Source organism: Flammeovirgaceae bacterium, from assembly GCA_015180985.1.
Classification (GTDB): Bacteria; Bacteroidota; Bacteroidia; order Cytophagales; family Cyclobacteriaceae; genus UBA2336.
Genome location: CP054185.1, coordinates 2,163,846 through 2,176,506, shown reverse-complemented (window position 1 = coordinate 2,176,506; position 12,661 = coordinate 2,163,846). Strand labels below are relative to the sequence as shown.

13 protein-coding genes are annotated in these 12,661 nt (G+C 47.3%); 3 read left to right on the top strand and 10 right to left on the bottom strand.

Annotated elements, in window-relative coordinates; translation table 11 throughout:
- Positions 1–180: 180 nt before the first annotated feature.
- Together HRU69_10180 and HRU69_10175 are read left to right on the top strand one after the other, a co-directional pair.
- The gene (locus HRU69_10180; protein QOI97829.1) at positions 181–2,727 is read left to right on the top strand and encodes a zinc carboxypeptidase; all 2,547 of its coding nucleotides are present in this window, start codon (positions 181–183) and stop codon (positions 2,725–2,727) included.
- A 561-nt stretch (positions 2,728–3,288) separates the two neighbouring features.
- Positions 3,289–3,717 carry an Hsp20/alpha crystallin family protein gene (locus HRU69_10175; GenBank protein QOI98894.1) on the top strand — a complete coding sequence of 143 codons (429 nt, stop codon included), beginning with the start codon at positions 3,289–3,291 and terminating at the stop codon, positions 3,715–3,717.
- Between the two features lie 134 nt (positions 3,718–3,851).
- On the opposite strand, the gene HRU69_10170 is transcribed toward HRU69_10175, so the two are convergent.
- The 9 genes from HRU69_10170 to HRU69_10130 all read right to left on the bottom strand — a co-directional run bounded on the left by HRU69_10170 (position 3,852) and on the right by HRU69_10130 (position 11,556).
- Positions 3,852–4,631 (bottom strand): tryptophan synthase subunit alpha, encoded by a 780-nt coding sequence (locus HRU69_10170; GenBank protein ID QOI98893.1) that lies wholly within the window; start codon positions 4,629–4,631, stop codon positions 3,852–3,854.
- Positions 4,618–5,532 (bottom strand): DUF1684 domain-containing protein, encoded by a 915-nt coding sequence (locus HRU69_10165; GenBank protein QOI97828.1) that lies wholly within the window; start codon positions 5,530–5,532, stop codon positions 4,618–4,620. The genes HRU69_10170 and HRU69_10165 overlap by 14 nt, the downstream gene beginning before the upstream one ends.
- A 75-nt stretch (positions 5,533–5,607) precedes the next feature.
- On the bottom strand, positions 5,608–6,792 hold the full coding sequence (gene trpB, locus HRU69_10160; GenBank protein QOI98892.1) for a tryptophan synthase subunit beta: 1,185 nt from the start codon (positions 6,790–6,792) through the stop codon (positions 5,608–5,610).
- Positions 6,792–7,424: a phosphoribosylanthranilate isomerase gene (locus tag HRU69_10155; protein QOI97827.1), complete on the bottom strand. Its 633-nt coding sequence runs from the start codon at positions 7,422–7,424 to the stop codon at positions 6,792–6,794. Before HRU69_10155 ends, trpB begins: the two co-directional genes overlap by 1 nt.
- Positions 7,425–7,428: 4 nt before the next feature.
- On the bottom strand, positions 7,429–8,238 hold the full coding sequence (trpC, locus tag HRU69_10150; protein QOI97826.1) for an indole-3-glycerol phosphate synthase TrpC: 810 nt from the start codon (positions 8,236–8,238) through the stop codon (positions 7,429–7,431).
- Positions 8,235–9,224: an anthranilate phosphoribosyltransferase gene (gene trpD, locus HRU69_10145; protein QOI97825.1), complete on the bottom strand. Its 990-nt coding sequence runs from the start codon at positions 9,222–9,224 to the stop codon at positions 8,235–8,237. The genes trpC and trpD overlap by 4 nt, the downstream gene beginning before the upstream one ends.
- A complete protein-coding gene (locus HRU69_10140) occupies positions 9,221–9,793 on the bottom strand; it encodes an aminodeoxychorismate/anthranilate synthase component II (GenBank protein ID QOI97824.1) in 573 nt (190 codons plus the stop codon). Before HRU69_10140 ends, trpD begins: the two co-directional genes overlap by 4 nt.
- Positions 9,790–11,205, bottom strand: coding sequence for an anthranilate synthase component I family protein (locus HRU69_10135; protein ID QOI97823.1), 1,416 nt, complete (start codon positions 11,203–11,205; stop codon positions 9,790–9,792). The genes HRU69_10140 and HRU69_10135 overlap by 4 nt, the downstream gene beginning before the upstream one ends.
- A 156-nt stretch (positions 11,206–11,361) precedes the next feature.
- Positions 11,362–11,556 carry a 30S ribosomal protein THX gene (locus tag HRU69_10130; protein QOI97822.1) on the bottom strand — a complete coding sequence of 65 codons (195 nt, stop codon included), beginning with the start codon at positions 11,554–11,556 and terminating at the stop codon, positions 11,362–11,364.
- Between the two features lie 105 nt (positions 11,557–11,661).
- On the opposite strand from HRU69_10130, the gene HRU69_10125 reads away from it, so the two are divergent.
- A complete protein-coding gene (locus HRU69_10125; protein ID QOI97821.1) occupies positions 11,662–12,123 on the top strand; it encodes a hypothetical protein in 462 nt (153 codons plus the stop codon).
- Here HRU69_10125 and HRU69_10120 read toward each other — a convergent pair.
- On the bottom strand, positions 12,086–12,646 hold the full coding sequence (locus HRU69_10120) for a GNAT family N-acetyltransferase (GenBank protein ID QOI97820.1): 561 nt from the start codon (positions 12,644–12,646) through the stop codon (positions 12,086–12,088). The two genes, HRU69_10125 and HRU69_10120, sit on opposite strands and share 38 nt — an antisense overlap.
- Positions 12,647–12,661: the final 15 nt, after the last annotated feature.

Here is a 12,661-nt window from a genome sequence, read left to right as displayed (position 1 = left end):
GACTAACAGAATAAGAGATGTTTCGCCACGGTCAATATAAAGAAAACAAATTGTAGTCCTGAGCTGCGCGAAGGACCTCATATTCGGGTCATGAAAACAAGAGATGCTTCGCCCGGAGCGTGGCGAAGCAATAACAAAATACTACGCTCAGAATGACAAAAAAACTTTAATCAACCAATTATGAGGCACTTACTAACCATAACTTTTGTACTGATTATTTATGTTGCTGTTGCCCAGCCGGGCTACTTCTATCCACAAGCTCAAAAACTAAACAGCCAGATTCCTGCTCCGGAGCAATTTCTCGGCTACCCGATCGGCAGCCATCATACTCGTCATGATAAAGTGGTCGAGTACTTTAAAACCCTGGATGCCCTCTCCAACCGGATGACACTACTGGAAATCGGAAAAACCTACGAACACCGCCCGCAAATCACAGCCATCATCACCTCACCCGAAAACCATGCGAACCTGGAAGATATCCGGCAAAAGCACCTGCAGCGAAATACATCAACACAGCACAACAATGTTCCGCTGATCATATTGTTGGGATACAACGTGCACGGTAACGAACCATCCAGCACCGAAGCCGCCATGCTTACCGCTTATTACCTCACCGCAAGCGAAGATGAAGAAACACTGAACTGGTTGAAGAACATGGTTATTCTGCTCGACCCGGTTTATAATCCCGATGGCCGTGACCGACACAGCCATTGGGCCAACATGCATAAAGCCTCTGCATTGGTTGGCGATCCGTTGGATCGTGAACACAATGAAGTGTGGCCGGGGGGCCGAACCAATCACTACTGGTTTGATCTGAACCGCGACTGGTTTCTGGGTGTGCATCCCGAAAGCCGTAACCGGCTGAAACTCTTTCACCAGTGGCGACCTTACGTGATGACCGACCACCATGAAATGGGCACCAACTCCACCTTTTATTTTGACCCCGGAAAATACAGCAGCAACAACCCTATTGTTCCTGCCCAACTTTACGATGTGCTGTATCCGAAATTTGGTGAATACTTTGCCAAAGCCATGGATGGCATCGGCTCGCAATACTTTACAAAGGAAGCCTTCGACAAACTCTATCCGGGTTATGGTTCCAGCTATGTAAACTTTTACGGAGGTGCCGGATTTCTGTTCGAGCAGGCCAGTTCCCGCGGACACTTGCAGGAAACAACCACCATTCCGATTACGTTTGCATTTACCATCCGAAATCAATTTGTTGCTTCACTGGCAACCATCCGTGCCTCTTTGGCCGAACGAGAAACGCTAATCAACCTCCGGTTAAACTTCTTCCGTACAACGGCCAATCAAGCCAAAGCCAACCCGGTTAAGGGCTATGTGTTTGGCGATGCCAGCGACATAAACCGAACCTTTGCCTTTGTTAACCTGCTTCGCATGCACGACATCGAAGTGTACGACCTGCAACGCGATATGGCCATAGCAGGCAAAAGCTTTGAAAAAGGAAAAGCCTACATCGTGCCCACCGAACAACCCAACTACATCATGGTACGCTCGGCTTTTGAAAAAGACATTACCTATACCGATAGTATTTTTTACGATGCTTCCACCTGGTCGCTGGTGCACGCTTTTAATATGCCACATAGTGAAATTCGCGGACCGGTTACAAAAGGAGAGCGCATTGCAAAAGATTTGGAAAAAACTGCGGCACCGGTCACGCGGAGCAACTACGCCTACCTGATAGAGCAAACCGATTACCAGGCCCATAAAGTACTGCATCAACTCCAGCAGCATCACGTAATTGTTAAAACTGCTTTTAAATCATTTAGCGCACTTATTAACGGAAAGGAAAAAAATTTCCGTCAAGGCACATTTATCATACCGGTGCAGCAGCAAGCACTAAATGCCGACCAGCTTTACGACCGGATGAAGCAAGTAAGCACTGCCTGCGCTACCGAAGTTTATTCGGTTGAAACCGGGTACAATGTTAAAGGCATTGACCTGGGTTCGGGGTTTGCCGTTCCGTTAAAAAAAATTAGCGCAGCCATGCTTATTGGTAATGGCGTTTCTGGCTATGAAGCGGGAGAAGTGTGGCACCTGCTTGACCAACGCATTGGGATGCCGATTACCAAAGTTGACGTTTCAAACATCGGGCGGGTAAACTGGAATGACTACAATGTAGTGGTAATGGTAAGCGGAACTTATCCTACTGATAAGCCCACGGTCGATAAGTTTAAAACCTGGATACAAAACGGAGGCACACTCATCACTTTTAAAACCGCCAGCGAATGGGCCATTAAACAGGGGCTTACCAAAGAAAAGCTGGTGCCCACCGATACGGTTAAAAACAAGCCGCGTGTTAATTATGAAGATGCTGCCAATAAAGAAGGAGCACGTAATATTGGTGGCTCCATCTTTCAGGTTGACCTGGACATTACCAACCCGATTGGCTTTGGATACACCGATCGAAATGTAGCTGTTTACCGTAATGGCTTAACCTTTCTGCAACCCAGCAAAAACCCATACACCACGGTAGCAAAATACAAGGCCAACCCATTGATTGGCGGCTACCTGCATAAAGCTACAGCACCCAAAGTAGCCAATTCGGCCGCCATTCTTTTAAGTGGCGATGGCCAGGGTCGGATCATCATGTTTTCGGATAACCCGAATTTCAGAGGCACCTGGTATGGTACCAATAAACTGTTTCTGAACGCTTTGTTCTTCGGGCCGGTTATTACGGTGCCTAACTTTAGCCCTTCAGAGTAAATGCGTTAACCTTACCGCTGAGGCCTGTTTGCAGGCAGGTGCAACAAAACAAGAGATGCTTCGCCACGTTGGCGCGTGGGTCAACATTGCAAAAAACATACTGCTGTCCTGAGCCACGCCCAAAAGCGTGGCGAAGGACCTCTTAATTAAATAAACCTTAACAAGTACGTAGGAGATGCTTCGCCACGCCCGGAGCGCGGCTCAGCATAACAAAAAAAATGAAGTCAGGCCCTTTTAAATTGAATACAGAATAAGAGATGTTCCGCCACGTTCAATATAACAAAACAAATTGTAGTCCTGAGCTGCGCGAAGGACCTCATAGTTGGGTCATGAAAACAACAGATGCTTCGCTGCGCTCAGCATAACGAAACGAATTATAGTCGTGAGCCACGCCCAAAAGCGTGGCGAAGGACCTCTTAATTAAATAAACCTTAACAAGTACGTAGATCACAAAAAACCTGATAAATATCAGCCACCGGATATGTTGTGAGTCATGGCATTTCTTGTAATCCGGTTTTTACTTCATACCACAAATTAAAAAAAGGAGGAAGTATGACACTGATGAAAAGAACCGGATTTCCTTCGCTGTTTAACGAAGGTTGGCTGACCGACTTCTTTGACAACGATCGCTTCTTCGATGCCGACTGGATGAAGCGGATGCACGTTGTACCTGCTGTTAATGTTGTTGAAAAAGAAAAGGAGTTTGAGATTGAACTGGCTGCGCCTGGTCTCGACAAAAAAGATTTCAACATTACGGTGGAAAATGGCGTTCTGACCATCGCCTGCGAAAAGGAAATGGAAAAAGAAAGCAAAGAAAAGAACTACACCCGCAAAGAGTACAACTACAGCAAGTTCAGCCGTTCTTTCACATTACCTGAAAATGTGAAGACCGATAAAGTTGATGCGCGGTATGAAAATGGCATTCTCCGTCTCGTACTTCCAAAAGAAGTGGAGGCCAAGGTAAAACCGAAAGCCATTGAAGTACACTAAGGCGGGTACCTGAAGCAGTTGTTAGCCGAAACGTTTTCTTCAAGGCTCTTTAAGACCTGCAACAACAAACCCGAAACGTTTTTACGGTACTGCTGCACATCGTAAAAGTCCCGGAGCTACCCGGGACTTTTTATTTAGCTCCTCATGGATTTAATGTATTTGTCAATCTGCTTATTCTCTGAAAGTGCCTGAATAAACGCACTTCCAACGATAGCACCTGCTCCATAGCGGCAAGCCTCCCTAAAAGTTGCCTGATTGGATATACCAAAGCCGATGAGGAAAGGGTTTTTAAGGTTAATATCCTTTAATTGCTGAAAATACGTTAGCTGATCAGCACTAAATAACGCTCTTGCTCCGGTTGTGCCGGAAGCTGCAACGGCATAAATAAAACCACTGCTAAACTCATCCAGCAGCCGTATTCGATCCGGGGGTGTTGTCGGAGTAATAAGAAACGACAAATAAACCCTGTGCTGCCCGAATAATTCCTGATACCGGGCCAAGTATTCATCAAGCGGCAAATCCGGAAGGATAACACCGTCAACTCCGGTACGGGAGCATTCGGAAACAAAAAGTTCCATCCCAAACTGAATAACCGGGTTCAGGTAACCCATCAGTACAATCGGCAGTTGTACGGTGTTGCGGATGACTTCAACCTGCCGGAAAATTGTGCTTAGCGTTATACCATTACCAACCGCTATAGTATTACTGTGTTGAATAACCGGTCCATCGGCTATCGGGTCCGAAAAGGGTATTCCGATTTCAATCATATCAGCACCGGCCTGCTCAAGTTCACGGGCAATTCGCACTGTATCGTCCAGCCGGGGAAACCCCGCTGTATAAAAAACGGAAAGAATGCCCTGCTTCCTGGTGGAAAACAGTTCATCCAGGCGATTTTGAAATTTAGTGATCACCATAATTCTTTTCACCGGCCTTTACAGGAAAAGGCAATATGTTTTGTTTCGGAGGCAAAGGACATGTGGCAAACTCGGTAAAGGCACAAGGCGGGTTGTATGCTCTGTTGAAATCAATAACTACCCGGCCGGTACTGTCGGGCAGCGGCACATACAGGTACCTGCCGGCACCATAGGTCTCGCGGGCGTTTGTTTCATCGCCAAAAATGATGAAGAATTCATTGTTGCCTTCATCAAGCGCATCCAGGCGGTAGGTTGCTCCCGCATAATCGAATACCAAGGTTCCTACCGATCGTTGCTGCAGTGTTTGACCCAATACGTTGGTGATTTCAATAGTTCGTGACGAATCGGCCCACTCTACCGTTCCCTCCAGGCGCCAGGCCGGATCAACTGGGTAAAACTCAATTCCCTTAAACTCTTTCAGCAGCGGATGTTCAAGATCACGCAGGCGTATACCCAGTTTAGCCTCCCGCTTAATTACAAACCAGCGCAGGGGCCCATAGGCCATGGTAATCTGCGCTGAATCCGGATGAAACAAAATGCCGCCATTGCTTTCCTTTCCGTTACGCGTGAAAATAACTCCGTTGTTTCCGTTTACCGTAACTGTATTACCTTGCACAACAAAATAGCCCGCCTGTTCAGGAATTTTACCCTGAGGAAATACCAGGTCATTTGATTTTGCGCTTCCAAATGAATTAATGCCTTCCTTTAACCAAAACAACCCGGCCAGGTTCACCCAGCCGTTTTCACTAACCTGGTAAGCATTGCGTTGCTGTTGCCAGCCTGCAATTTCTTTTTTGTAAGCCTCAACATCAAACGTGGTTTCATTTTGCTTTTGTGGGCCGCTGCAGCCCGTAAGCATACCTACCACCAGGTAAAAAAGAAATGATTTATTAGAATCCATACTATAAAATATTTTAATTATAAAACGGAAAGAAGAAAGCAAACATAACTCATTCTACAACAGATTACTGCATACTCATTTTTCATCATTCCACCGGATGTAGGTTTCCAGATCCTTATCTCCTCTTCCTGATAGATTGACAACTACTACGTCATCTTTATCAAAACTAAGTTTCGCTAATGCCGCAAGCGCATGCGCGCTTTCAATAGCCGGTATAATACCCTCCATCCGGCAAAGCTCCAGGCCGGCAAGCATCGCTTCATCGTCAGATGCATGGATAAACGTAACACGGCCATTTCTGTGCAACTCAGCATGAAGCGGGCCAATGCCCGGATAGTCAAGGCCTGCCGAAATGGAATATGGCTCAACCACCTGGCCATCATCGGTCTGCATAAGCAGCGTTTTACTGCCATGTAAAATGCCGGGTCGGCCAAGTACCGTGGTTGCAGCCGACTGCCCCGTATCAACGCCCTTTCCCGCTGCTTCAACGCCAACCAGGTTAACAGGCTCATCATCGAGGTAATGATAAAAACAACCGGCCGCATTGCTGCCTCCGCCAACACAGGCAATTACATAATCGGGGTAAGGATTACCTTCTTTTTCGATTAACTGGTACTTCATTTCATGACTGATTACCGATTGAAATCGGGCAACCATATCCGGATACGGGTGCGGACCTACCACTGACCCGATTATATAATGCGTGTCCTTAGGATGGCCAATCCAATGGCGCAGGGCTTCATTGGTAGCATCTTTAAGGGTTTTGTTACCGGAAGTGACCGGCACTACCAGTGCGCCCAGCAATTTCATTCGTTCTACATTGGGCCGCTGCCGTTCCATATCCAGTTGCCCCATGTACACGGTGCAGGGCATTCCCATCAATGCGCATACCGTGGCGGTGGCTACACCGTGCTGGCCGGCACCTGTTTCAGCAATTATCTTCTGCTTATTTAAGCGCCTGGCCAACAGTATCTGCCCGATGGTGTTATTGATTTTATGCGCACCGGTATGGCACAGATCTTCACGCTTCAGGTAAATACGCGCATGGTATTTTTCCGATAACCGCGAAGCGAAGTATAAAGGTGTAGGACGGCCGGCATAATCGTGTAACAGCCGAGTAAACTCGGTGCTAAACGATTCGTCATTCACTATGGTCAGGTAGTTTTGCCTGAGTTCTTCGATGTTAGCGTGCAGTAATTCAGGTATAAAAGCACCACCAAAATCTCCGTAATATCCGTTTATATCAACGTTGTACCGCATCATATTTCTTTGTTTAACAGATGAAAAGCGCTGCGCAAAGCATCCGGATCTTTCTTGCCGGGTCTTACTTCAAATCCGCTGTTCAGATCGACTCCGGCAAGCCGGGGATGTTTTAGAGCACTTACTTGTGAAATGTTGTTTGGATGAATGCCGCCACTCAGAAAAAACGGTGTATGAAACCGGTAATTTTTCAATACGCTCCAGTTAAAAGTCAGTCCATTGCCCCCGGGTTTTTCGCCACGGGTATCAAACAGAAAGTAGTCAACCGACCTGGTGTATGCGCGGGTGTTATCAAAACAGAAAGCGTCATCAACGGCAAACGACTTAATTACAACCGGAACCTGTTCTTTTAACAAAGCACATGTTGCCGGTGATTCATTTCCATGCAGCTGAACTGCATTAAGGCCAGAACGCTGAACAATTTCTTTTATACGGACGGGATCTTCATCTACGAATACACCCACCTTAATCACTGAGGCGGGCAACCCAACCGGCATGGTAAAATCCATTCCTACAAACCGTGGCGAGTGCGGATAATAGATAAAGCCAAGTAAATCGGGCTTCAATCGGGCCACCGCATTGCAATTGTCACTTTCGCGCATACCGCAAATTTTAATTTTTAACCGATCCATGATTTTATTTGTTTGATCCGGTTTGCTCTACCCCTTGAATAAATTCAAAACAGGCCGCAGCCGGATCCTGTTGCTGCATAAAATGCTGCCCGATAAGGAATCCATGGTAACCAAGCCGTTTCAAGCCAATCACCTCAAAAGGGTTTTCTATTCCACTCTCGGCTATACGTACACAGTTGGCGGGCATCATTCCGGCCAGCCGGATGGACGTTTCGACAGAAACATGAAGGGTTTTTAAATCACGATTATTCACCCCAATAATATCTGCCTGAGTATTCCGGTTCGCATCAAGTTCCTCTTCGTTGTGCACCTCAAGCACAACTTCCATACCTGCCTGATGGGCGCATGCCGTTAGCGAAAGCACCTGGTCGGGCGTCAGCACCGAAGCAATCAAAAGAATAACATCGGCTCCGGCCTGCTTAGACTCATGCACCTGGTATTCATCTATAATAAAATCCTTTCGCAAAATCGGGCATGGTACTGCTTTTCTGATAACCTGCAGGTCGGTGAGGCTCCCGCCAAAAAACGAAGTATCGGTAAGTACCGATACAGCAACTGCTCCGGCCCGCAGGTACCCCCGTGCAACTGCTTCCGGCCCGGCAACAGTATTACTAAATCCACCTGAAGGCGATCGTCTTTTAAATTCAGCAATAATGCCGCTGCTACCTCTGTTGAGAAGTTGCTGCTTTAACGAATAGCAGGTTCGGTTATACTCTTCAGACCTGACGAGATAGCCAGCCGGAACCTGTTGTTTCCTCAGTTCCACCTCCTGCCGTTTAGCCGCAATAATTTCGCCTAATACATCTTTTTTCATGGCAGATTGATAAATAGTTGAAATACCTGGTAGGCCTTTCCGGATTCCAGTGCCTCACGCGCCTTGAATAAAGCGTCTTCTATAGCAACTTTTGGGTTAGCACAGTTCAGTGCAATGGCGGCATTGGCAATCACCACAGCCAGTTGCTGCGGGGTAGCCTGGTTTTTCAATACGTTAAGAAAAATCGCTGCCGATTCTTCAACCGTTGCCCCGCCCGAAATAGCAGAAGCCTCCACAGGAATGAAGCCCAGATCGGAGGGAGCAACCAACCCCTCACCTGAATTGTTGAAGTATTTAAAGTTACCGGTTAACGAAATCTCATCGTAACCATCAGTTGAATGCACAACCATAAACTGTTTATCAGTTTGCTGATAGAGGTAAGCATATTGCCGTGCCAGTTCAAGACTAAAAACCCCGATAAACTGTTTTTGAGGAAAAGCCGGATTAACCATCGGTCCAAGCATGTTAAAAAATGTTTTCACGCCCAACTCCCGTCTTACCCGGGCCACGCTTTTCATAGCCGGATGAAACAACGGGGCATGCATAAAACAGATGTTTGCCTTATCCAGGCTTCGTTTCAACGTATCTGCATCTCCTGTAAATCGGTAGCCGAAATATTCAAGCACATTGGAGGAGCCGCAAGGCGATGAAACCCCATAGTTGCCGTGCTTGGCTACCGGCTGGCCAGCGGCTGCGACAACAAAAGCAGAGAGCGTAGAGATATTGAATGTATTTTTTCCGTCTCCACCGGTTCCGCATACATCCATCACGGGTTTATCAAGCGTTACCGGAACACACAATTCAAGCATGGCATCGCGGAAGCCGCGCAGTTCATCCAGGGTTATCGGGCGCATCATGTACACCGTCAGGAAGGCCGCCAACTGACTTGCATTGTATTTACCCGAAGCCAGTTCCATCAATACCTGCCTGGCATCATACGCGGTTAGGCGCTCCAGTTGAGTCAGATCGTTTAATACAGTTTTCATACACGTTGGGTTAGCCAGTTTTTGATAATAGCAGGGCCTGCCGGTGTCATGATCGACTCCGGGTGGAACTGCAAACCACGGACATCGTACGCGGTATGCCTGATACCCATAATCAGTCCTTCTTCATTACCAGCAATTGCTTCCAGGCAGGTGGGTAAATTTTCCGGGTTAACCGCCCACGAGTGGTAATGACAAACCTGGAAACGCGGTTCAATACGTTGAAACAAATACTCATCCGGCTGCAACACAGTTGCTATAGAAGTAACGCCATGCAGGGGCCTGGGAATATTATACAAGGTGCCACCGAACACCTCGGCAATTGCCTGGTGGCCAAGGCAAATACCAAGAATACTTTTTGAGGAGGCATACATTCGAACTACTTCCTTTAATATGCCGGCTTCATCGGGTATGCCCGGACCAGGCGATAATAAAATTTTATCATAGACACTCACCTGTTCGGGTGCGATGGCATCATTTCTGAACACTTCGCAGGTGTAACCCAACTCCTTGACAATGTGTACCAGGTTATAGGTAAATGAATCGTAATTGTCGAGAATCAGAATCTTCATCGGCTTATGGTTTCGGCCATTTGCACCGCATCGCGCAGTGCAAAAAGCTTATTATTAACTTCCTGTAATTCCGTTTCCGGATCAGACTGTGCCACAATACCGGCACCGGCCTGGTAAATCAGCCTGTTGTCTTTACTCATAAAGGTTCGAATCATTATAGCATGGTTATAGTCACCGTTAAAACCGATATACCCGATAGCCCCACCGTAAAAGCCACGGTTAACAGGTTCATAGGCATCAATAAGTTTCATTGCCATGTGTTTTGGTGCACCCGAAAGGGTGCCGGCAGGAAAGGTTGAAGCCGCCAGTTGAATCGCACTTTCTTTTGAGGACAGCACTCCGCTGACTTTGGATACGAGGTGGATGACATGGGAGTAGTATTGAATTTCCTTAAAAACTTCAACCCGAACCTTTTCGGCATAACGGCTTAAGTCGTTACGGGCCAAATCAACAAGCATGATGTGCTCGGCATTTTCTTTGGCATCGGCTGCCAAACGCCTGGCCAGTTCAGCATCGGTTGCATCATCACCGGTACGCCTGAAGGTGCCGGCAATCGGAAAAATAGTTGCTACATCTTTCTGGATGCGGAGTTGCGCCTCCGGGGAAGAACCAAAGAGTTTAAAATTGCCATAATCGAAATAAAACAGGTAAGGCGAAGGGTTGATGGAACGCAGGGCGCGGTATACATTAAACTCATCGCCCTGAAATGTGGTGGTAAATCGCCTGGAGAGCACCAGTTGAAACACATCACCGCGATGGCAGTGCTGCAAGGCTTTACGTGTCATTGCCAGAAATTCAGGGCCGGTAACCGTTGCTGTTTCGCTACTCACGCGCCTGAACGGGTACACCGCACTGCGCTCCCTGTAAATGAGCTTCTCAATCCGATCAAGCAGGCCTGCATCGGTTTTCCCATCGACAAAATTACCGGTAAGCGTAAGTTCATTGTGAAAATGATCAATAATGATAACCACCTGGTAAAGGGTGTACCATATTTCGGGCAATAACGCTTGCCGCGCAGTTACCGGAACACTATCAAAAAACTTCAGGGCATCATAGGCCATGTAACCAAACAAGCCGGCACCGGGTAAATTTGGCGCACCCGCTGCATCGGCCACAAAGGTTCGCCTGAACAACTCAAGCGATGCCAGCACTTCGGAGGCGCTCCGAATTGGCTTGGCGGTTAACCGGCCATCGGGTAACGAGGTTAAAATCGTGTTGTTATACACCTTGATACTGGCCAACGGTTGGCAGCAGATCATCGAAAGGCTGTTTTCCTGCCCATGGTAGTCAGAGCTCTCCAACATAATGCAGTCTGAAAATTCATCTCGAAATTTCAGGTAGATATTAACCGGGGTAAGTGTATCGGCTAATATTCGTTTGTAAAGGGTAGTAAGTTTAAATTTCTTGTTCATGGGCTTTGATTAACTGTATAAAAACACCGGGGGCCCGCTGTGAACAGCGGGCCCCCGGGCTTATACAATAAACACAATGCGGCTGTTCACATATCAAATCCTGATATATGCCACCACCATGCTGTGTTCATCATTCCTTTCATAGCCTTTAATCAATTATGCTGATGCCTTTTTGCGGGATACCTTACGCGGCTTTGAAGTTGCTCCGGCTGTTGCACCTTCCGCCACTGGTTTTGCTGATTTCGATGCAGTGCGCTTTAACCGGGCTTTAATAGCCTTTCGGTTGCGGGATACACCGTACGAACCTATCCAGCGCTTGCCTTTCTTCGACTTTTTATCACCCTTGCCCATATAGTATTCTAATTCTCTTGCTGCGCAAGTATAGCAACAATCACTGAAATACAAAATTCCCCGGTACTTTTTGTAACTTATTCCGGTTAAAACTGTTCCGGATGTATGGCACACGTTACCCCCGAAGTTATTGACATTCTCCGCAAAACAGCCGAAGCCCTCAGAAAAAGCACGGCCTACCAATGGGGCCACATGGGTCTTTGTAACTGCGGGTTTCTGGCTCAACAAATAACCCGGCTACGCAAGGACGAAATTCATAGAATGGCCATGCAGCGCCATGGCGACTGGACCGAGCAGTTAAACGATTATTGCCCGGCCAGCGGCCTGCCTATGGATGAACTTATTGCCACCGTGCTGAAGTTTGGATTTGACATTGACGACCTTAAACACCTGGAGCGCCTTTCCGGTCCTTCGGTGAAACGGAACCTGCCCAATGCCAGGCGCAACCTGTCGTTCAATGTGAAGGATGATGTAATTTGTTACCTCGAAGCATGGGCTGACCAACTGGAAGCAGAACTAATCACTGAAATTAATCTCCCGATACCGGAGCCGGCAGTTCCAGTTTAAACAGAATACACTCCTTAGCCTGGTTATTCTGGTTTACAAACCGGTAGTAGGCAGGTATGCGTGCTTCCTCAACAAGTCCGCATTTTTGTAATACCCGTATGGACGCGGCATTTTCGGCATCAACAAAAGTTTTAATGCTTTTTATACCCGGCATCGACTTCAAAACAGCAAGCAAAGCCTTTGTTGCCGCGGTGGCATAACCCCGCCCCCACTGCGAAGGGGCAATGAAATAACCGAACTGAATTTTACCTGTATCGTTAATCGCGCCAATGCTCCCTACAAGCCGGTTGGAATCAGCCAACCGGATACTAAAGGAATAATCAAGTCCCCTGTTCCAGGAATTAACGGCATAGCGCAGAAAATCGCGGGTGTCTTTTAATCGCTGGTGCGTTGGCCACGACACATAGCGGGTGCCTTCTGGCTTACTGGCATAGGTAAAGAAAATTTCTTCGGCATCTTCGTACCTTAGCCGCCTGAGAACAAGGTTACCGGCCACAATGGATTCAGGCATAGGCAATTGCATGGAACGAAGCTAAGG

What these genes read in the sequence shown, in the direction of transcription:
- HRU69_10180 (QOI97829.1), top strand. Translation starts at nt 181, where the DNA reads ATGAGGCACTTACTAACCATAACTTTTGTACTGATTATTTATGTTGCT.
- HRU69_10175 (QOI98894.1), top strand. Translation starts at nt 3,289, where the DNA reads ATGAAAAGAACCGGATTTCCTTCGCTGTTTAACGAAGGTTGGCTGACC.
- HRU69_10170 (QOI98893.1), bottom strand. Translation starts at nt 4,631, where the DNA reads ATGGTGATCACTAAATTTCAAAATCGCCTGGATGAACTGTTTTCCACC.
- HRU69_10165 (QOI97828.1), bottom strand. Translation starts at nt 5,532, where the DNA reads ATGGATTCTAATAAATCATTTCTTTTTTACCTGGTGGTAGGTATGCTT.
- trpB (QOI98892.1), bottom strand. Translation starts at nt 6,792, where the DNA reads ATGCGGTACAACGTTGATATAAACGGATATTACGGAGATTTTGGTGGT.
- HRU69_10155 (QOI97827.1), bottom strand. Translation starts at nt 7,424, where the DNA reads ATGGATCGGTTAAAAATTAAAATTTGCGGTATGCGCGAAAGTGACAAT.
- trpC (QOI97826.1), bottom strand. Translation starts at nt 8,238, where the DNA reads ATGAAAAAAGATGTATTAGGCGAAATTATTGCGGCTAAACGGCAGGAG.
- trpD (QOI97825.1), bottom strand. Translation starts at nt 9,224, where the DNA reads ATGAAAACTGTATTAAACGATCTGACTCAACTGGAGCGCCTAACCGCG.
- HRU69_10140 (QOI97824.1), bottom strand. Translation starts at nt 9,793, where the DNA reads ATGAAGATTCTGATTCTCGACAATTACGATTCATTTACCTATAACCTG.
- HRU69_10135 (QOI97823.1), bottom strand. Translation starts at nt 11,205, where the DNA reads ATGAACAAGAAATTTAAACTTACTACCCTTTACAAACGAATATTAGCC.
- HRU69_10130 (QOI97822.1), bottom strand. Translation starts at nt 11,556, where the DNA reads ATGGGCAAGGGTGATAAAAAGTCGAAGAAAGGCAAGCGCTGGATAGGT.
- HRU69_10125 (QOI97821.1), top strand. Translation starts at nt 11,662, where the DNA reads ATGGCACACGTTACCCCCGAAGTTATTGACATTCTCCGCAAAACAGCC.
- HRU69_10120 (QOI97820.1), bottom strand. Translation starts at nt 12,646, where the DNA reads ATGCAATTGCCTATGCCTGAATCCATTGTGGCCGGTAACCTTGTTCTC.